Origin of the sequence: Methanomethylovorans sp., from assembly GCF_041305605.1 — an archaeon.
Classification (GTDB): Archaea; Halobacteriota; Methanosarcinia; order Methanosarcinales; family Methanosarcinaceae; genus Methanomethylovorans.
Window position 1 is genome coordinate 40,496 of record NZ_JBFYLB010000017.1, and the last position, 20,580, is coordinate 61,075.

Annotated in this window: 21 protein-coding genes; 12 read left to right on the forward strand and 9 right to left on the reverse strand. The window is 46.6% G+C overall.

The annotated features are described in order from the left end of the window. The first annotated feature begins 27 nt into the window (after positions 1–27). Together ACCM36_RS01205 and ACCM36_RS01210 are read left to right on the forward strand one after the other, a co-directional pair. Positions 28–738, forward strand: coding sequence for a HisA/HisF-related TIM barrel protein (locus ACCM36_RS01205; protein ID WP_370571872.1), 711 nt, complete (start codon positions 28–30; stop codon positions 736–738). After that, the gene (locus tag ACCM36_RS01210) at positions 735–1,010 is read left to right on the forward strand and encodes a hypothetical protein (protein WP_370571873.1); all 276 of its coding nucleotides are present in this window, start codon (positions 735–737) and stop codon (positions 1,008–1,010) included. The genes ACCM36_RS01205 and ACCM36_RS01210 overlap by 4 nt, the downstream gene beginning before the upstream one ends. A 65-nt stretch (positions 1,011–1,075) precedes the next feature. Here the strand turns inward: ACCM36_RS01210 and tmk are convergent, their stop codons facing one another. Next, positions 1,076–1,687 (reverse strand): dTMP kinase, encoded by a 612-nt coding sequence (tmk, locus tag ACCM36_RS01215; RefSeq protein WP_370571874.1) that lies wholly within the window; start codon positions 1,685–1,687, stop codon positions 1,076–1,078. A gap of 289 nt (positions 1,688–1,976) precedes the next feature. Between tmk and ACCM36_RS01220 the strand changes: the two genes are divergently transcribed. Together ACCM36_RS01220 and polX are read left to right on the forward strand one after the other, a co-directional pair. After that, positions 1,977–2,648 (forward strand): DUF166 domain-containing protein, encoded by a 672-nt coding sequence (locus ACCM36_RS01220; RefSeq protein WP_370571893.1) that lies wholly within the window; start codon positions 1,977–1,979, stop codon positions 2,646–2,648. A 52-nt stretch (positions 2,649–2,700) separates the two neighbouring features. Then, positions 2,701–4,446, forward strand: coding sequence for a DNA polymerase/3'-5' exonuclease PolX (gene polX / locus ACCM36_RS01225; RefSeq protein WP_370571875.1), 1,746 nt, complete (start codon positions 2,701–2,703; stop codon positions 4,444–4,446). A 388-nt stretch (positions 4,447–4,834) separates the two neighbouring features. Here the strand turns inward: polX and ACCM36_RS01230 are convergent, their stop codons facing one another. Further along, positions 4,835–6,274 (reverse strand): methanogenesis marker 14 protein, encoded by a 1,440-nt coding sequence (locus tag ACCM36_RS01230; protein WP_370571876.1) that lies wholly within the window; start codon positions 6,272–6,274, stop codon positions 4,835–4,837. A gap of 29 nt (positions 6,275–6,303) precedes the next feature. Next, positions 6,304–6,708, reverse strand: coding sequence for a thioredoxin (trxA, locus tag ACCM36_RS01235; protein ID WP_370571877.1), 405 nt, complete (start codon positions 6,706–6,708; stop codon positions 6,304–6,306). Between the two features lie 249 nt (positions 6,709–6,957). On the opposite strand from trxA, the gene ACCM36_RS01240 reads away from it, so the two are divergent. From ACCM36_RS01240 to ACCM36_RS01265, 6 genes are all read left to right on the forward strand, one after another. Then, the gene (locus ACCM36_RS01240; protein WP_370571878.1) at positions 6,958–7,977 is read left to right on the forward strand and encodes a restriction endonuclease; all 1,020 of its coding nucleotides are present in this window, start codon (positions 6,958–6,960) and stop codon (positions 7,975–7,977) included. Positions 7,978–8,019: 42 nt separating this feature from the next. Further along, entirely contained in the window at positions 8,020–8,802 is a 783-nt protein-coding gene (locus ACCM36_RS01245; RefSeq protein ID WP_370571894.1) for an EFR1 family ferrodoxin, read from the forward strand. A 76-nt stretch (positions 8,803–8,878) separates the two neighbouring features. Beyond that, positions 8,879–9,088, forward strand: a complete 210-nt coding sequence (locus tag ACCM36_RS01250) for a heavy-metal-associated domain-containing protein (RefSeq protein ID WP_370571879.1) — start codon at positions 8,879–8,881, stop codon at positions 9,086–9,088. Between the two features lie 20 nt (positions 9,089–9,108). After that, positions 9,109–11,880, forward strand: coding sequence for a heavy metal translocating P-type ATPase (locus ACCM36_RS01255; protein WP_370571880.1), 2,772 nt, complete (start codon positions 9,109–9,111; stop codon positions 11,878–11,880). A gap of 13 nt (positions 11,881–11,893) precedes the next feature. Next, positions 11,894–12,124 carry a hypothetical protein gene (locus ACCM36_RS01260; RefSeq protein ID WP_370571881.1) on the forward strand — a complete coding sequence of 77 codons (231 nt, stop codon included), beginning with the start codon at positions 11,894–11,896 and terminating at the stop codon, positions 12,122–12,124. Between the two features lie 44 nt (positions 12,125–12,168). After that, complete coding sequence (locus ACCM36_RS01265) at positions 12,169–12,723, forward strand: GNAT family N-acetyltransferase (RefSeq protein WP_370571882.1); 555 nt, start codon at positions 12,169–12,171, stop codon at positions 12,721–12,723. 18 nt (positions 12,724–12,741) lie between these two features. Here the strand turns inward: ACCM36_RS01265 and ACCM36_RS01270 are convergent, their stop codons facing one another. Beyond that, positions 12,742–13,722 (reverse strand): radical SAM protein, encoded by a 981-nt coding sequence (locus ACCM36_RS01270; protein ID WP_370571883.1) that lies wholly within the window; start codon positions 13,720–13,722, stop codon positions 12,742–12,744. 252 nt (positions 13,723–13,974) lie between these two features. Between ACCM36_RS01270 and ACCM36_RS01275 the strand changes: the two genes are divergently transcribed. Beyond that, positions 13,975–14,403, forward strand: a complete 429-nt coding sequence (locus tag ACCM36_RS01275) for a hypothetical protein (RefSeq protein ID WP_370571884.1) — start codon at positions 13,975–13,977, stop codon at positions 14,401–14,403. Between the two features lie 116 nt (positions 14,404–14,519). Next, a complete protein-coding gene (locus ACCM36_RS01280) occupies positions 14,520–15,323 on the forward strand; it encodes a methyltransferase domain-containing protein (RefSeq protein WP_370571885.1) in 804 nt (267 codons plus the stop codon). Positions 15,324–15,344: 21 nt separating this feature from the next. Here the strand turns inward: ACCM36_RS01280 and ACCM36_RS01285 are convergent, their stop codons facing one another. From ACCM36_RS01285 to ACCM36_RS01305, 5 genes are all read right to left on the reverse strand, one after another. Further along, complete coding sequence (locus ACCM36_RS01285; protein WP_370571886.1) at positions 15,345–15,965, reverse strand: ABC transporter ATP-binding protein; 621 nt, start codon at positions 15,963–15,965, stop codon at positions 15,345–15,347. Positions 15,966–16,015: 50 nt separating this feature from the next. Beyond that, a complete protein-coding gene (locus ACCM36_RS01290; RefSeq protein WP_370571887.1) occupies positions 16,016–16,957 on the reverse strand; it encodes an ABC transporter ATP-binding protein in 942 nt (313 codons plus the stop codon). Beyond that, positions 16,957–17,799 carry an ABC transporter permease gene (locus tag ACCM36_RS01295; RefSeq protein WP_370571888.1) on the reverse strand — a complete coding sequence of 281 codons (843 nt, stop codon included), beginning with the start codon at positions 17,797–17,799 and terminating at the stop codon, positions 16,957–16,959. Before ACCM36_RS01295 ends, ACCM36_RS01290 begins: the two co-directional genes overlap by 1 nt. Before the next feature lie 34 nt (positions 17,800–17,833). Continuing rightward, complete coding sequence (locus ACCM36_RS01300; protein ID WP_370571889.1) at positions 17,834–18,778, reverse strand: ABC transporter permease; 945 nt, start codon at positions 18,776–18,778, stop codon at positions 17,834–17,836. Between the two features lie 114 nt (positions 18,779–18,892). Then, positions 18,893–20,491 (reverse strand): ABC transporter substrate-binding protein, encoded by a 1,599-nt coding sequence (locus tag ACCM36_RS01305; protein ID WP_370571890.1) that lies wholly within the window; start codon positions 20,489–20,491, stop codon positions 18,893–18,895. Positions 20,492–20,580 lie beyond the last annotated feature (89 nt).

The following is a 20,580-nucleotide window of genomic DNA, read 5'->3' on the forward strand; positions in this document are numbered from 1 at the left end:
AGCATGAGACTGTCTATCAGTTAATATATGTTTCGTATCGTTTTTGTACTGGATTTATATAATATGAATGTGGTCCACGCGCAGGGTGGAGATCGGAAGAACTACCATTCCGTACATCTGACAAGCCGCATCTGTAGCACCTCAGAGCCCATAAAGCTCTTAGAAGAAGTAAAACCAAAAGAAGTCTACATTGCGGACCTCAATATCCTGCAGGTGGACGGGCTTCATAATACCAACTTCGCCACGATAAAGCAAATATCCTCACAGGTCAGTACAATGCTGGACCCGGGTATATCTTCGCTTAAAGAGGCGATGGAAGTAAGTTCTCTTGCACATACGTTAATCCTTGGAACCGAGACTGCATCCCTTCAGACCATAAAAGAAGTTGCAGCCCTCCTGCCTGGCAGAGTAAATGTAAGTATTGACAAAAAGCACGGGCAGATACTTACATCCGATCCTCTCATGCCCCGTGAGCCTGCTGAAATTGTGCATGAGCTCAATGCTCTTGATATACAAAATATCATTATCCTTGACATGGACAGGGTGGGCACATCAAGCGGTGTGGATTCACAATTCTTAAGTAAGATTGCCTCCATTTCCCACCACGATGTGCTTCTGGGTGGCGGTGTAAAAGATATCCATGATATCAAAAAGCTTGAAAGCATAGGAATTAAAGGTGCCCTTGTGGCAACTGCGCTGCACAATGGTTCAATACCGCTGGATAGGGCACAGCAATGACGAGAATAAAGGTGACATGCTTGGAAGAAACTGATACAAAGTCTGATGTAAAATCTGAGATAACAATAGAAGAAGGCTTCGCAGAGATCAAAATGGGAGGAGGCTGGTTTCTAACAATAAGCCTTGCTACAAGTGAAAAGTACGAAAATGAGTATGTAGAAATCGCAAAAGAACGGGCTGGCCAGAAAAGAGGCCGTTTTAACCTAAATCCCAAATATATAAGGGATCTGGGAGAGACACTCATCAAGTTCGCTGATGCGAACGATCTGTGATCTTTAAAGCCGGGAAAAGGAAAAGATCAGTTGTAAGGAACCATTTTTAATATCTGGTTCAATCTTTATTCCCGGCCTTCTAATGCATGAGCAATGATTCTGAAGACTTCTTCTTTCACTTCATTTAAAGGTCTGTCAGCATTGATGACCACAAACCTTTCACGGTCTTCTGCTGCAAGACGCAGGTAATTATTGCGCACTGCCTTCAGGAACTCGATCTTCTCGAACTTCGATTGTTCTCCGCGATCCCCGCAACGTTTTACAGCCACCGAAGGATCAGTGTCAAAAAGAACTATGAGGTCCGGATCGACAGTCCAGCCTTTGTGTAGTGTTCGCACCCAATCCAGTGGGTCCTCGAACAAACCCGTAAGTGTGGAGCCCTGGTAAGCACATCTGCTTGCAGAATAACGGTCTGATATAACATTAGATCCACGTTCAAGGGAAGGGCGAACAAGCCTGGAAATATGGTCAGCATGATCCGCCAGAAAAAGCATCAGCTCTGCTATATGGTCCGTATCGCTGCGCAGGGCACGATTTACAGCATCTCCAAGCCAGCTTGTAGTGGGCTCACGAGTGAAGATGCACCCTGCGAACCTTTTTTCATCCTGCAGTAACCGGCATATGGTAGACTTGCCGGAGCCATCGATACCCTCTAAAGTAATTAGTTTGCCTCTCATTCAATGACTACCAATAAAGGCAAGACCTATTATATAACTACTCTTAGATCCGGTAAGTGCTTCCACTTCCGCACTGTGGACACGTTACCTCGAAGAAATCCGGGTCTGACTCAAAGACGTAATCACATGAGCCGCACTTGAAATACACCATTGACTGGTCGATCTCCGCCATGATTTTTACCTAAATATAATATATTAATAGTATAATATAAATTTTGCGTGACTATATCTCAACAGGTCCATAAGAAAGATCATTTATAGTGCATGAAATCTAAGTAACATGAAGAACATGACGACCATAGGTGTTATCACAAGGGGCAAATATGGGAAAAGGCTCATCAGTAATCTGCTTACGCGCACTGATATGAAAGTGCTGAGCGCAGAAGTGCCGGAACATCTCCCTGATTTTATAGATGAGCCGGAAGAATTCCTCGAGCAGGTAGCAATGGATAGAACTGTATTCAATGCTGAAATTGTTATAACATACTCTCTACATCCTGATCTTACGCCACAGATAGCCCATATGGCAGGTAGGGCAGGTGTGAGGGCCCTCATAGTTCCCGGAGGTGCATCAAAAGCGCCTGTACAGGAACTGAAAAGAATATCACAGGAATATGGTATGTACATAGAAGTGGAGGATATCTGCTGCACCCTCAGCGCAGATCCTGCTATATGTGAATTCACTGACAAATTGTCACGGCCTCTGCTTGAGATCACCACTCACGAAGGAAAAGTGGCTGAGGTAAAAGTGATCAGAGGAGCACCCTGTGGCAGCACCTGGCACATGGCAGAGGAGTTGAAAGGCGTTTCGTTAAAGGATGCACCTGCAAAGGCAGGACTTCTTATCCAGCAGTATCCATGCCGTGCTGTAAGAGGCAACAAAGGCGGTATCCACGAATCTGCACAACTGCACAAGGATGCTGTTCTGAAGGCCATTGAAAAGGCAGCCCTTAAAAAGTAATATTGGAAAAGGAACATCAGATTTTTGTGCAATTCTCTCATTATATATTCAGATGGCTAACGCTGAAGTTGCAAAGCGCCTGTATGAAATGGCAGAAATGCTGGAGTTTAAAGGAGAAGAGAACGTTTTCAAGATAAAAGCATACCAGAAAGCTGCAAGACATATAGAGGAGCTGGAAGAGGATATAAATGTCCTGCGCAAAAAAGATGAGCTTGGCAATATCCCCGGAGTAGGGGAGGCAATAGAGGCAAAGATAAAGGAGATGCTTGACACAGGGACATTCAAGGCTTTCGAAGAGGTCAGGCATGAGATACCGGAAGAAATAGACGAGATCACTGCTGTGCAGGGGATCGGCCCCAGGACTGCCCATCTTTTGTATACAAGATTAGGTGTTAAAGATCTGGAGGGATTGCTCAAGGCTGCAGAGGAACATCGGATCCGCAGGATTCCCGGAATGGGTGTGAAAACGGAAGAGAACATTCTTACTGCAGTTAAACGTCAGGTTGCAGAAGGTAACATAGGAAGATTTCCGCTGGGTGTGGCATTGCCTGTAGCCGAGGAAATATCCAAAAAGCTCGTTGATGGAACATTGATCAGGGAAGTAAGGATAACGGGCAGCATCAGGAGATGGAAAGATACTGTAGGGGATATCGACCTGATAGCCCGGTCCGATGACCCCGAAAAGGCCATAGAAGCGTTTACCCGTATGGATAACGTGCAAAAAGTCCTGGAAAAGGGAAATACCAAAGGGTCTGCCATCTATCAGGGAAACATACAGGTAGACCTGAGGATAGTGAAAGATGATGCATTCGGTTCCTTGCTTCAGCATTTTACTGGTTCGAAGGAACATAATGTTAAATTGCGCAAGATCGCCCTTGCAAAGGGCTTGCACCTCAGCGAATATGGATTAAAGAATGCTGTGACGGGAGAGCAAATGCCTTGCTCCACTGAACAGGAACAATATGAGATGCTCGGACTTCAATTCATCCCGCCGGAAATGCGTGAGGACAGGGGAGAAATAGAAGCAGCAATGGAAAAGAAGATCCCTCAGCTTATAGAGATCGGTGACATCAAAGGTGATCTCCATGTACATTCCAACTGGAGTGACGGTAAGAATACAATAGAAGAGATGGCACTTGCTGCAAGGTTCCTTGGATACGAATACATAGCTATATCTGACCACTCCGGGTCTTCTAAGATCGCAAACGGCCTTTCAGAAAAGAGGTTGCTGGAACACATCAAGGAAATAGAGAGACTTAACGAGAGGATCGAAGGCATACGTATACTTTCGGGTACCGAATGCGATATACTTACTGATGGAAAACTGGACTATAGTAATGAATTACTGGAGCAGCTTGACATTGTTGTAGTGGCTGTGCATGGTTCTGTTGAGCAGGATAGCAAGACCATGACACAGAGGATCGTAACTGCATTGGAGAATGAATATGTACATATCCTTGCACATCCCACCGGCAGAAAATTCGGAAAGAGGCTGCCCTTCGAGATGGATATGGAAAAGATAATGGACACAGCACTGGAACATGGAAAAATACTGGAGATAAATTCAGCTCCCCAGAGACTTGACCTTAATGATAAGTATTCAATGATGTCCAGGGAAATGGGGATAAAACTCGCCATCAATACCGATACCCATTCACCGGACCAGTTCGCTAACATAAGATATGGAGTGGGTACGGCAAGAAGGGCCTGGGTTACACCTGCTGATGTTATAAATACATTGCATTTAAAGGACATGTGCAGGCTCTTAGGCATCTCCTATGAAAGAAGCAGGGATTAGGACAGCTTCTTTATATACATGTACATAAATACCCAGATAACAGGCAATGTTTCTGAAATGCACTCTCTTACCTTCAATTGAATTATATGGAACGTGTCTCTTTTTTCTGCATCGTTCCTATTCTGCTCAACTATCACAGGAGATAGCCACATGTATGAAAATATGACTATTTGCAGGTGGTCGTATGAATAACACGAAACCAAACAGACATGAAAGAGCAATGACAAAGCACCAGATGGAGTTCAAAAAAGAGAAGATGAGACAAGAGAAGAGGAACGGTAATTATTACTAATCTGATAGTGAATTGAATAATTCTGTTATTTTGGACCTGTTATTTTTCCGGCCACTTTTACATATGTAGACAGGGAAGGTCTTACCTTCCCAAGATTCATTTTCCCGATTGTAATTTAATGCGCTGGCCAAGAATACATTTTCCGCCTCTTCTGCCACCAAGCGGATTGAATGTCGTTCCCAGGGAGTTCATGCACCTCGCCATAACGGCAGCGCCTCTTGCCAGACCATCGTCTACAAACACAACATGCTCCTCTATTTTGTGGTTTATGCCCAATTCCCCGAGATATTTCAAGATGAGCTTCGGTTTGTCTCCCGTGATCCCTGCACGTCCGGTAACACCGATCGCAGTGTTCTCAAAAACAAGTCCTTCGTCCTGTGCCACTTTCACAAGCCTCTGGACAACATGGGCCATTACCTCATCTATCACGGCGAACAGGAAGTTTATGCCATGTTTCTCATTTATCTCGGCACCTATTGCCATAAGCTTGTCCATATCTGAACCGTTCACCCCTACATCACAGCCTATGAGCACAACACCTATCTCCTCTGCTGCTTTTGGGTTCACTGGTACGCTTCCGTATCTTTTAAAACCCTGGGGTACTTTTTCAATGCGTATGTATTGATGGATATTTTGCGAGTATTCCTTTATCTGTTTACCCTTGAGCATGAGCGAAACTTTACCAAGGGATATGTTCTGAGCTATTTCAAGAGCAGTGCCTTTTTTGGCATCGACCTTGCCTGTGCCTTTGATGAGCGCATCCGGAATAGCACCTGCATAACCGCAGAAGTTACCAATGGTCCTTGCGTAAGGTAATTCCTGTCCTATGATCCTTCCATCCAGAGTGGTACCAAAGTCCATGGAAATGCAAGGGTTACGGAAATCCACATCCACCCATTTAGCACCTTCTTTGATGCCTGCAGTGGCAAGTTCTCCTTCCATTTCGTTGGCCACGATCTCCACGCCTGTAGCTCCTTTGGGAGGTGTGACACTGGCAACTGCCCCATCAAATACGACCTTTTCCAGTTTGGTATATTTACGGAACTTCTCATGCATATTAAATACTGACATCGGTGGTGTCATACGATTCGGAGGTACACCCGCCATGAGACAACCTTCAGCCAGTGCTTTGATAAACTCGCCCACTTCCTCCGGTGCGTCAAAACCGGCCACAACACCTGTGGAACGTACCACGAAATGGATATCTGTCTTTATATCCAGATTTGCCGTTTCCACTGCTTTTAGAAGTGTATCTCTCACAAGTTCAGCAATGGATTGCCTGGTAAGCTCCACACCGCTGAGAGTCCGGCCAAATATCTCCTCTCCGGGTTTAGGTGCCCTCACATCACGGGTCATGGTCACGGTCTTGGTGACCAGGCGTGTTTTTCCATCTTCCAGGTTCGTAGCTGTAAGGATACATTTGGTAGTAGTGTTGCCCACTTCCACAGAAGCTACAATGAAATATGCATTGGAACCGGACTTCAGTTCTATTAAACGTACTGAAGGACTCTCGACAATTCTTGGTTTATGGCCCATATTACAAGCTCCTCTATGTGATAAATAGATCAATAAATAAATGGTGTTAATCTTTGTAAAAGTGGCTGTTTTGGCAATGCTCCCGAAATGCGGTCAACTAAGTGGCCCTGTCGGAAAACCAGCAATGTGGGGATGCTTGATATTCCCATGTTCTGTGCGGTTTTGGGATTATGATCCGTGTCAAGTTTACCAAACACGATCTTTCCCTGCAGTTCTGAGGCAAGCTGGTCGATGGTGGGAGATAACATGCGACAGGGAGCGCACCACTGTGCCCAGCAATCTATCACTACCAGGGGGTACTGGGATATGAACTGGTTAAAACCAGTATCAGTGACAACCACCGGTTCTGCCGGATATTGACGTGCTTCAAGGGACCGCTGGAGTTCCTGAAGCCTTTTCTTCCTGATAGCTTCCAGATCGTCCATTTTACTCATCCTCGAATGATTTGTTCCATTGTATTAAAAACCTAATCCTGTAGTGTTCGTAAGGGAGAACAATGCTCAATATGACATGATAGGAAATAAAGTTTTGTATGGTTGTGCAACTACTCTACACAACAACTGTTATGCTGCCTTATATGTGCCAGACAACTATACAGAAGCAAGAATATAAGTAAGAAGGAAGCAAAAACATCCACATATTTTCACATCTATGTTTCAAATCCCCGTTAGATGGTCTATAATATGAACACCTGGACAATTGAAAGACTGTTGGGCCTGGAACCCTATGAGTTTGAGGACCTCCTTGGCCATCTGTTCATAAAGATGGGGTACAGATCAGAGGTCACCCAGAGGTCGAGGGATGCGGGAGTGGACATCAATATCTTCATCGAGAACTTTGGCCTTTCCCACACATGGATCGTGCAGGCTAAACGTTATGCTGAGCCAGTAGGTGTAAAGGAGGTAAGGGAATACAGCAGCCTGCGCTACAGGGATAATGTTGATGGAGTTATCATAGCTACGACTTCAGGTTTCACAAAAGAGGCGCAAAAAGAGGCTGCAGAGCATAATGTGAAGCTGCTTGACGGTCCGCTGCTCGTAAAGATGTTGGAGCATTACATGCCTGAAGATTCAGATAGAAGGATACAGCAGCTTGCTGTTTCTGAAAAGAGAGAAAATGTGGGTCTTGAAGGTACCGTTCTCAAACAGGGCGAAAAGACACTTGGAGAAACAGAGGTCCTCTTCAGAGGTGAACGGGTCTTAATGGCCTGCACCAACAAGCGCATCTTTCTGATCAAAAATACAAACTCTCTCCTCTCTAAAAGAAGAGAAGTGCTTTACTCTGTGGAAGTACGGGATATGCTGGGATGGGCGCATGAAATGCCATCGATCTACCTGGTAATGGGAGGTAGACAGATAACGGTCATGGGCATGCGGGCCAGAAAACCGGAACAGATAACAGAGATGCTTGAATGCCTGCAGCAGGAATACATACGTGGAGAGCATTTGCTGAAGTTTGACCGGACAAAAGATGAGTTTACAGTACTTACTAATAAGAGAATAGCAAAAATCGAGTATTCAGGCGGTTCAAAGGACATAAGCTTGAAAGATACATTGGGCACTGAGATAAAAGGAGGAGGCCTTTTGGGCCGAAGTAAACTGGTCGTTATGGGAAATATGAAAGATAATGCCCGTTTTGAAATTGATTGTGCAGATCTTGCATCATGGAAAGAAGCTATAGAGGCTGCTGTCAGGATCAGTTGATATTTGAGGTTAAGGCTGTTTTGAGAAGATGATACTGTGGATATGAAGGTCGTGGATTTCTATTACTTCTCCGGCACCGGGAATACTTTACTTATTGTTAAGAAGATGCGCTATGTTTTTGAGAAACATGACATACAAGTCAATTTGCACAGGATAGAAAGATCAGATCCCAGTGATATCGACCCGGAGCATACGATAGGCTTGGGCTTTCCTGTGGCTGAACTTACCACTTACAGGCTGGTATGGGATTTTGTAAAGGCCCTCCCTGAAGCCCATGGTACGCCTATATTTATGGTGGATACTCTTGGAGGCGTTTCCGGTGGGATCATAGGTCCCATGCGTGAGATCGTAAAAAAGAAAGGTTACTCTCCTGTGGGAGCTAAAGAGATCATTATGCCCCCGAATATATTTTACATCCAAGAAGATAAGGTATGTCAGAAAAAAGTAGAGAGGGGACTTCAAAAAGCCGGAGAATATGCTCTTGATATCATCGAAGGAAGATCAAACTGGGGCAGAGTTCCCATACTTTCCGATATCGTCTTTTTCATTTCCAGAGCTGGGCTCAGACTAACAAAAAGCGACCTTAACCAGAAGTTGCTGAACTTGAAGATAAATAAGAAAAAATGCAGCAAATGCGGGATATGCATTAAACTCTGTCCGGTTGGCAATATCACGATGACAGAGGACGGATATCCTGAACGTGGATATGATTGTGAATACTGTTTAAGATGTACCTCGTTCTGCCCCAAAAAGGCCATTTCCTGTCCCATCAATTACCGGGGAAAGACTTACAGAGCTGTCAAAATCAGGGACCTTTTGCAATAGTGGACTTGCATAAGGATATTATAGTCTGCCCGCCAAATCATTAATAAAATCACGAATAACGGCACTTGGTGAGATAATGGCACAAGAAACGATCAACATAAAAGGAATGATGTGCGGACACTGTCAGGCAACTGTGGAGAAGGCCATAAAGGCAGTGAAGGGAGTAAAAAGCGTGAAAGTTGACCTGACAAAGAAACAGGCAACTGTTGAATATGATGCCGCTGCAACTGATATAAGCAAGATCAAAAAAGCTGTTACGGATGCGGGTTATGAAGTTGTGGCATAGGATCACTGAACTTTAGTTACATGAAGACCAAATTCAAAGTTTATGGCATGACCTGTATGCACTGTCACAAGCGTGTGACAGAGGCAATTTCCAAGGTTGCCGGAGTCAGTTCAGTAGAGGTGCAACTGGAAGATGAAAGTGCTACAGTTGAATTCGACCCGGCAACAACGGACCTTGAAATGATAAAGAAGGCAGTCGTGGATGCAGGTTATGAGACAGGAGAAGAATGTGATGCTGCTGATGAGCAGCAGGCATGTCCTTTTCCCATCCCCGAGGACGATGAAAAAGAAGATAAGGGTCGAAAAAAGACCGATCCTGGTAAACTTCAGGAGATCACCCTGAAAGTATCAGGAATGCAATGCTCTGCCTGCGCCCTTAACATCGAACGTACCCTTAAAAAATTAGAGGGTGTGGCTTCTGCTTCTGTGAACCTGCCTATGGCAAAAGCATATGTTTCTTATGATCCAGCACTTGTGGGTCCGAAGGAGATTGAAGATGCTATCGAAGCTATCGGATACAAAGTGGTAAGGGATAGCCTGAGCCTTAAGATAGAAGGTATGAAATGTGCTTCATGCGCCCTGAACGTGGAGAAGGTGCTCAAAAAGCTCGATGGCGTGGAGTCCGTAAGCGTGAACGTTTCTCTTGGGAAAGCCCATGTGGAATATAATGCTTCCCTGGTTTCCCCTGAGCAGATGAAAGCAGCTGTGGATGGCATCGGATACAAAGCATCCCTGGAAATGGACCGAAAAGCCCTGGAAGACAGGGAACTTAAGGAAAGGGAAGAGGAGATCAGGCAGCAGAAAAGGAACCTGCTCATAGCTGGCGGTATGGTCATCCCTGTGATGCTGGGCAGTATGAAAATGGGATTCCCGCAGCTGTTATACTTTGTGCCGGATATCCTGACAAATGACATCGTGCTGTTCCTGCTCACGACTATAGTAATGGTATTTCCGGGAAGGCAGTTCTTCGAAGGCACGTACAAAGGCCTGAAACACGGGGTCACGGACATGAACCTGCTCATTGCGACAGGTACCGGAGCAGCTTATGTCATAAGCATGGCATCCTCGTTCCTGGACCTGGGACCGGGCTATCACCATTTGTATTATGATACCGCTGTCATGCTTATCGCGTTCATCGTCCTGGGGAGGTATCTGGAGGCCAGGGCAAAGGGCAGGACATCGGAATCCATTAAGAAGCTCATCGGATTGCAGGCTAAGACTGCACGTGTTCTTGTTGGAGAAGAAGAGAAAGAAGTACCTGTGGAAGATGTACAGGTAGGAGACATTGTGGTGGTAAGACCCGGGGAGAAATTGCCTGTGGACGGAGTGGTAGTACAGGGAAGTTCTGCAGTTGACGAATCCATGATAACCGGGGAGAGTATCCCTGTGGAGAAAGCATCAGGAGATACTGTCATCGGAGCAACCATCAACAAGAGCGGATACCTGCAGTTCAGGGCTACAAAAGTTGGCGCTGACACTGCCCTGGCACAGATCATCGAGCTGGTGGAGAATGCCCAGACATCCAAAGCTCCCATCCAGCGAATCGCTGATGTGGTGGCTGGTAACTTCATCCTGGCCGTGCATATCATTGCACTTGCAGCATTCTTCTTCTGGTTCTTTATCGGATACGAGAGATATGACGTAACCTCAGTTTCCGGCATAACAAGTCCTTTCCTGTTCTCATTACTTATTTCCATCACAGTGCTGGTCATATCCTGTCCCTGTGCTGTGGGACTTGCCACACCTGCTGCCATAATGGTGGGTACCGGTAAAGGCGCTGAGAACGGTATCCTCATCAAAGGTGGAGAAGCTCTGGAGCTTACCCCGAAAGTTAATACCATCGTTTTTGACAAAACAGGCACTCTCACCAAAGGCAAACCCGAACTTACTGATGTTGTGCTTACTGCAGACCATGATGAGAATGAGGTGCTTGCAATTGCAGCAACTGCTGAGAAGGGATCAGAGCATCCCCTGGGAGAGGCTATTGTCAGGGCGGCTCAGGAGAAGCAGCTGGACATTGGAAATGTGGAGGATTTCAGGTCAATTGCAGGACAAGGCATCGAGGCTACAATAAATGGCAGCAGAGTACTGCTTGGGACCCGCAGGCTCATGGAAGACAATGGCCTTGAGATCTCAGTTATCAATCCTGGAATGGAAAAGCTTGAAGCTGAGGGCAAGACTGCCATGATAGTTGCTAAAGATGGACAGACCATCGGGATCGTTGCTGTTGCGGACACTATTAAGGAGAACTCCAAAGAGGCAGTACAAAAGATCCGGAAAATGGGGATAGAAGTTGTGATGATCACCGGAGACAACCGCAGGACCGCCGAAGCGATTGCTAAAGAAGCAGGTATTGACAGAGTGCTTGCAGAAGTGCTGCCTGAGGACAAGGCATCCGAGATCAAGAAACTGCAGGAGGAAGAACGCATAGTTGCCATGGTGGGAGATGGTATTAACGATGCTCCGGCGCTCACCCAGGCTGACATCGGGATTGCCATGGGTGCAGGCACGGACATTGCTATGGAATCAGCAGGTATCGTGCTTATTAAGAATGATCTCAGGGATGTGGTCGCTTCTATTACTCTTAGCAAGCTTACCATGAACAAGATCAAACAGAACCTGTTCTGGGCCTTCGGATACAACAGTATTGGCATACCCATTGCTGCGGGCTTACTTTTTCCGGTGTTTCATAAGATACTGATAACCCCAGAACTTGCTGCGGCTTTCATGGCCATGAGTTCCGTATCTGTCACTACGAACTCGCTGCTGATGAAAAGGAGCCGGATAAAATAAGGTGATGATCGGTATGGATAAAAGTTCAGACAATAAAGGAAAATACTCACTTATTGCCAGCATCCTTTCTTCACTTTTGCTTGTGATCATTTTTGCCGGACTTGCTGTAATGGTGAACAGTTCCAGGACTGTGCCACTGTATAGTCAGGTGGATATCGTTGCAGGCATGGTATTTGTATTTGTTTTGAGCATGATAGTATCAGCTTCTGTCTGGCCTGAGATCATTGAAAAGAGGATACGCTGATCTTGAGAATATGCTCATTTAATATTTTTCAGAGAAGGATTTCCATGAAGAGAGGAAATATAAGAATAGTGACCGATGAGTTTACCCTGAGGCCGTGGGAAGATGGAGATGCCGAAAGGCTTGCAGTTATTGCGAACAACAAAAAAATAGCCGATAATTTAAGAGATGGTTTCCCTTATCCATATTCCATCAGCGATGCCAGGAAATTCATTTACCTCACCAAACATAGTGAAGGCATTTCCAGGGCATTTGCTATTGTTATAGACAATGTTGTGGCAGGCAGCATAGCTGCGTATTTTAAGGAAAATGTACATCAAAAGAACGCAGAGTTGGGTTATTATCTGGCTGAGGAATACTGGGGAAAAGGGATCATGCCAAAAGTGGTCAGGTGCATGATGAAATATTTGTTCGGGAACTTCGATCTAATAAGGGTTTACGCACAGCCTTTTGCCAGAAATACAGCATCCAGAAGAGTTCTTGAAAAGGCAAGTTTCAGGCTTGAAGCTGTCCTGAAAAGCAATATTATCAAAAACAATGTTGTGCAGGATGGCTGTATATATGCTATTCTTAAAGATGAGTTTGAAAATAACCTGAAGTAGCTTCTGGACACAGGATATCTATTCCAGATCCGAATGCGGATTCAGGTCGCATCCCGTACATGGCAGGCACATAGTCCGGAAAGTGTCCGCCCGCAGACCGTACTTATCCAGTTTCTCACGCAGGAAGCGGGTCAAGCGCATGAGCCTTTCAGCGGACGGTCTTTCTATGAATACTTCACCTTTTCTAAGAGGGTGCGGACTGGCAGCCCTGAGGATGGGGACCACGCCCATGGACACAAGTTCCTCAATGCCTTTCATGGCCGATTCATCGGTTTCACCCAGGCCGATAATGAAATTCGAGCAAACTTTATTACGTCCGAAGATCTCCACACCTTCACGCAGGCCTGCAAGCACATCTTCCAGACCGCCTCCGGGACACACTTTGCTGAAGATCTCCCGGTCCAGGGTCTCTACGTTATATTTGAGTTCATCAGCACCGGCATCCTTGAGCCTGCGCGTGGAATCGTGTGTGGGATAGACCGAGACACCTATAGGCACAGTGTACTTTTCCCTGAGCCTGCGGATAAGCTCTTCGGCTCTGTCAACCTCTTTTTCAGGAGATATCTCCACACCGGATGTGATCGAGATCGCATGCATCCTGCCGGTGGCATGGGACTTTTCGATCATTGCAAGCATCTCGTCCATGGTCTTGACCTTGCCCTGTAGTTTAGGCACGGGGCAGAACTTGCAGTCGAAGATGCATTTCTCGCACATGGTGATAAAAGCCTGTTCGGGACAGTGGATGAGCTCTTCTTCGATGATGCCACGGGCAATCTCCCGTCCATCCTTTATGATCACAAGCTCTCCATTTTCTTTTTTACCTTTGAGGGGAGAAGCGGGATTAATGCCCAGACGCACCCTGTTGCCACCGGAACTAAAGAAAAAGGCCAGCTTGCCAGCGCCAGGACCTGCTGTGGGTATGGTAGTACGGCCCGAAAGGGAGGGTTCCATATCCACGGAACCTACGGCAATAAGTTCTGCTTTTACTTCTGGTCTCATGGTATTACCGATAAGATTGATGCTCTACAACTATCTCACGTAATACTTGATACTTTCTGTTCCAATGTTTGCTTCTAAAAAATATGTTTTATATATAGACATATATACATATTGGTTTATATTGAATGGAATTATCGGTAAGAAAAAAACAAAAAACCTCATATAACAGAAGATGTACCTTGTTACAATGCAATAGTATTTTATATAACCATGGAGCATTTTGAGTTGAAAGCCGAAAAGGTGGTGATAAAAGTGTCAACTGAAGTAATAGTAGGTTCAGCATGCAATGCACTTTCAAAAGAATTAAAGAGGCCAACCGGATTTAACATAGTGCTTACTTTACTAATGATAGGAGCACTTGGACACTTGCTCCAGACAATGCCTCAAATACCTGCTTTCATATTCGGAAAAATGATATATGGGCTTCTTGGTACTTTGTTATCTTTTATCTTCGGGATCATCGGACTATTTGTCACATACGGCTTCTATAAGCTCAAAAAGATCGCATGGACACTCGGACTGCCATGGCTTCTGTTCGAAGCTGTCAATGGATTACTTTCCTTGTTTATATTTCCACCAATAACGGTTAGCTCATTGATCATAATAGCAGCCAGTTCGCTGATAACATCGATACCTGTTATACTGTATATTCGTTCCAAAAAGGAATACTTCATTTGCTAAAATTGAAGGATGCTTCTTTTAGTATCTTCATGTGTATGCTCAAATGATCCTCTAGCAGCAATCTAATATAACCGAGGGTTCAATGGAACTTCCGCAATAAAAAAAGCAGGGAGAACATGAGCAACAAATACGTCCACGGGTACTCCGAAAGAGAGGCTTTAAGGCTGCACGACCAGGCAACGACACTGGAAGAACTGCTGCACAGCGATACTCATTACCAGCCAGGGGAAAAGGTGCTGGAAGCGGGGTGCGGTATAGGTGCACAGACCGTGATCCTTTCAAAGAACAGCCCGGATGCTGATATCACTTCTATTGATATTTCAGAAAACTCGCTTAAGCAGGCCATGCAGCGGGCGAGGGATCATGACGTTTCCAATGTGACCTTCCGGCAGGCGGATATCTTCGACCTGCCCTTTGAAGATGAAAGCTTTGACCATGTGTTCGTGTGCTTTGTGCTGGAACACTTGGAACATCCTCTGGAAGCCTTGCAGAAGCTCATGCGGGTGCTGAAAAAAGATGGTACCATCACGGTCATCGAAGGCGATCACGGCTCATGTTTCTTCCACCCGGAAACAGAAGCGGCACTCCATGCATGGAACAGCCTGATAGTCTCACAGGCTATGCTCGGCGGCAATTCCCTTGTGGGCAGACAGGTCTATCCTCTGCTCAGAAAAGCGGGTTTCAGGGATGTGGAAGTCTCACCCCGCATGGTCTACAGCGATGCCAGCCGTCCTCACATGGAAGAAGGCTTCGTGAGGCTTACCATCATCCCCATGGTGGAAGGAGTGCGGGAAAAATCAATTGAAATGGGCATCATCGATGCCAAAATATTTGATAAAGGAATCGAAGACCTGCACAGAACAGCTTCGGAAGAAGGGACTTTCAACTATATGTTCTTTAAAGGCGTGGGGAGGAAATGAAGATGTCTGAATCTTCTTCTTTCAACTCTTCTCCACTCTCACGATCTTCCCATCCTCCAGATACGCTATCCTGTCACATACCTGATGCAGAAGCTCGATATCATGGGATATGAGCAGGTATGATATGCCTTTTTCTTCCTGGATGCGCTGCATGAGCCTCAGGACCTGAGCCTGCACCGACACATCCAGCATGGAGGTAGGTTCATCGGCTACAATGAGCCGGGGTCTTATGGACAAGATCCTGGCAAGTACGATACGCTGTATCTCGCCACCGCTGAGCTGGCTGGGATAGCGGTGCAGATGCTCCATGCTAAGACCCACCATATCCGCAAGTTCCAGGGCTTTGTCATACATCTCTTCTCCATTACATTTATTGTGTATCTGCAGGGGCTCGATGATGCTGTCCATGCCTTTCATGCGCGGGTCCAGGGAAGTTTCAGGATGCTGGAAGATCATCTGTATGCCGGTACTTTTACCTGAAAAGGCTTTTTTGCTTTTCAACAGCAGCTTTTGGCCTTCGAAAAGAATGTCTCCGCTGTCAGGTCTTTCAAGACCGACGATACAGCGTCCCACCGTGGTCTTGCCTGAACCGCTCCTGCCACATAAACCAAGAGTTTCACCCGGCCAAATGGCAAGGCTCACATCTTCCAGTACGTTCCTGCCATTGAACTCTTTCTGCAGATGCTTTACTTCTAATACAGGTGGCAGTTAACCAGCCCTCCTTCATGGAGTTTCGTGAGGGGGTGTTCCAGACAACACACATCAGAGCGGGAATCGCAACGCTGGTAGAACAAACAGCCCTCAGGCAGATCTATCCTGCTCGGGCTGTGGCCATCCATAGGCACAAGCCCGTTACGAGGCAGGGCCTGCACAAGACCCCTGGCATAGGGATGAGACGGAGCTGTAACAACCCTTTCGGCTTTATTGACCTCCACGATCCTCCCGGAATACATCACAGCCACCCTGTCACATACAGCATGGGCGAAATCCAGATCATGGGTGATGATGAGCATGGAACTGCCATACTGTTGTTTGATGCTTCGGAAAAGTTCAATGGCCTTTTCCCTAGCCTCATTATCAAGCCCTTTCGTGGGCTCGTCGGCTATCATAAGCTTCGGGTGCATGGAAAGGGAAATCGAAGCAAGCAACCTCTGCTTCATACCACCGGAAAGCTGGTAAGGATACTGGCTGCATACTCTTTCAGGATCGCTGAGAAGCAGCTTACCCATAATGGACATTGCTTTTTGCAGGCCATCCTTCTTCTTTATGCCATGCTGTTCGAATATCTCAGTGACCTGCACCTTGTTCTTCAGTACAGGGTTCAGGGATGTGGCAGGATTTTGAGGCATCAGTGAGATCAGCCTGCCACGCATTTCCCTCAGTTCCCTGTCATCCATGCCGAAAACATCCCGACCTTCGAACATTATACTGCCTCTTATCCGGGCATTGGAAGAGAGCAGGCGCAGCACTGCAAGCCCCACCACGGATTTGCCGGACCCAGTCTCACCGATTATACCGAATGATTCTCCCTCCTGAACCTGGAAAGATACGCCATCCACCGCCCTGACAGCGCCGTCCGGGGTGGGAAACTCAACGTACAGGTCCTTTACTTCAAGCAAATGATCAACTTTCACTATAGATCGCCTCCAAGATCATGCGGGTCGAGAATATCCCGCATCCCGTCTCCAAGAATACTGAAGATAACAACGAACAATGTGATAGCCAGACCCGGAAATATGGTCTGGTAAGGTGCAGTTCTCATGAACTCCTTGCCCGCACTGAGCATGGAACCCCATTCCGGGATGTCCGTAGGCAGACCCAGCCCCAGGAAACTCAGAGCTGCCACTGAGAGAATAACATGCCCCAGATCAATGGTGGCCAGCACGACTATTGGAGCAATGGCATTGGGAATTATGTGCTTTCTCATGATACGCAGATCATTTGCACCCAAAAGCCTAGTTGAGAGCACATACTCCTGCTCTTTAACAGAAAGAACCTGGCCTCTCATAAGCCTTGCATACGTGGACCAGTGCACCAGCGCCAGAGAAAGCATCAGGTTCAGTATACCCGGACCCAACACGCCCATCATGGCAAGAGCAAAGATAATGCCCGGAAAAGCAAGAAAGATATCTATCGCACGCGAGATGACCTCATCCACAATGCCACCGTAATAACCTGCAATACATCCCAGGCTGATGCCGATGATAAGGGAAAGGACTACAACTCCGGCAGCAATGGAAAGTGATGTGGTCGCTCCGTGCATGATCCTGCTTAGCAGGTCCCTTCCCAGATAATCCGTACCCAGTAAATGGTCCGATGAAGGTGGAAGGTTCTTACTTTTAAGATCTATAGCATTGGGATCATCTGGTGACAGTACAGGTGCTGCAATGGCAATGAACACTAAAATGCAAAGCATACTCATGGATATGAGCATGAACTTGCGTTCAGCTACTCTGCACAGCGTTTTATTCTGCATTATGCGGAAGATGATTGATCTTTTTTTCATTACATCAGCCGTACCTTATGCGCGGATCGAGATAAGTATAAAGGATGTCCACAAGGAAATTCACAAGCAGGAACATTGTAACAATAAGGATCATACAACCCTGTACCACCGGCAGGTCCCTTGCGGAAATGGAATTCACAAGCAGGCTGCCAATGCCCGGCCATGCGAACACTTCTTCTATGATCACAGAACCGCCCAGCAGATGCCCCATCTGGAAACCAAGCACTGTTATTACAGGCAGCATGGCATTTTTCAGGGCGTGCCGGGTGACTATGACCCTCATGGGAAGACCCTTTGCAGTCGCAAAACGAATGTAGTCCTGGCCAAGGGTTTCAAGCATGCTGGTCCTTGTGACCCTCAGAATGGCTGTGGTGGAGTGAGTGGAAAGAGCTAGGGAGGGCAGTAGTAGGTTCTCAATATTTCCATAACCGACAACCGGTATCATTTTCAATTTCACGGAAAATACCAGCATCAGCAGCAAACCCACCCAGAAACCGGGCATGGATACGCCGAAAAGGCTTACGAACCGCAGCAGATGATCGGTGAACCTGTTCTCCTTCAGGGCTGAATATATACCCAGGGATACACCGCAAAGCACTGCTATTGATATACTGGTCATGGCAAGCAGGATAGTTGCAGGGAAGCGCAGCTCAAGCAGATACAGTACCGGGCGATTGTAAACATAGGAAGTGCCCAGATCACCATGCAGCAAACCTGTCTGCATCCACCTGAAGAATTGCAGGTAGAGAGGATCATCAAGATTGTACCTATGTGATATCATGGAAAGCTCTTCATCGGTAACACTTTCCTCCAGTCCCACAAAAGTGTGCTTGAGTATAAGCTGTGGCGTACCACCGGGGATGACGTTCATCAGCATGAAGGTCATCATACAAGCCACAAATACGGAGAAAATCATGAAGAGAATTCTTTTGAGGATATAGCGGTGCATTTCCTGCCTCGGATGGTTACATGGAAATATCCTTTTGGATCATCGTAATAATAAAAAGGGAAGTGAAAGCACCGGAAACCCGGTGCTTATATATCTCGTCCATTTTGTTTACTCTCAGTTCTCCATGTACATGCCGGCGTTGATGCGGTAGTCATGGGCAGTGGGGTCGAAGACATAACCCTTCAGACTATCGTCCTTTACGATGGCACAGCCATAGTATGCAACTATGATCATGGGCTGCTCCTCATAGACAATGGCCTCCACCTCATTGAATTTCTGGTACCGGGCATCCAGGTCCGTAATGGTCCTTGCTTCATCTATCAGCGCATCCACTTCGGGATTGGAGTAACCAGGGCCGTTGTCAGGGCCGTCTGTGTAGTACCAGTTGTTCAGTACATATTCGGGATCTGGCACCATTGCAATGTTATATGCTGCCAGGTAAAGGTCCCAGTTTCCACTTTCGGTGTTATCCTCGATGGCACCGAAGTCCATGACCTCTGCAGTCACCTTGATACCTGCTTCCTTCAGTTCGGCAGCTATGGTCTCAGCCATGGGTGGCAGTCCAGGCCTTTCGGCATACGTCATGAACTTGAATTCCAGATCCTTTCCGTCCTTATCGCGGATCCCGTCACCGTTGGTGTCCACCCATCCGGCCTCTGTGAGCAGTTCTCCGGCTTTCTCAAGGTTCTGCTTGTAGGGTGTGAGGTTCTTATTAGCCCATACCATTGTGGGCAGGAATGGACCGGCTGCCGGCTGGCCTACGTTGTAGAGCACATGTTCCACGATCTCATCTCTGTCAATAGCATAGGAGATGGCCTGCCTGACCCTTACATCATCAAGTGGCTGGTGCGCAAGGTTCACTTCTATCCTGTAGACGCGGGGTGTCATGTATTTCTCCACATTTATGCCGTCCAGGGCATCGATGCGGTCTGTCTCGCTGTATGGCACATCCACAGTAAAGTCCACTTCTCCGCTTTCAATGGCCATTGCCCTGGTGTTGGGGTCAGGAATGCCTTTTAGTACCATCCTGTCAAGACCCACTTCGCCTCCCCACCAGTTCTTGTTCTTTACAACTGTGAGTTCACCGGTCTGCTCGTTGAAGGATTCAAAGGCATAGGGGCCTGTACCTATGGGTTTCACCAACTTACCCTGCTCATCCACTGATCTGCTGCTGATGATAGCGGTATTCGGATAGTGCAGCACACCGGCGAGTATGGGGTTCAGTTCTGTTGTTGTTATCTTGACAGTATGATCGTCCACGACCTCTATGGACTCTATTTTAAGCATGGAATTAACCCTGGGGCTGATATTCATAACCCTTTCCAGGGAAAACTTAACATCTGCTGCAGTCATCTTGCTGCCGTCATGGAAGAGCACATCGTTCCTGAGGTTGAACTGCCAGGTCTTGTTATCCAGTTGCTGCCAGGATGTGGCAAGTGCCGGTTTTAGTGAGAAATCTTCATTTGCACCCACAAGTGTTTCCAGACAGGCTGCCTTTTCGCACAAAACAGTGCCATCTTCTGCGGGATCTATGGAATCTATAGCCCACATCTCGCCAAGCACAAGAGTGCTTTCTGTGTCTTGAGCGTCTTCAGTACTGCTCACATTCCCTGTGTTTGCTGCATCAGTGGAACTGGAAGTACAGCCGGACATCATGACAGAGCACACCACCATCAACATCAATATTAAACTCAATAAGTTATTCTTTTTCATTTCATTCATCCCCTTTCATAGTTGAAATTATTTGCAACCGTAGATAAGATAATAGCCATATTTGTGCCCTATACGCTTATGCCAGGGCA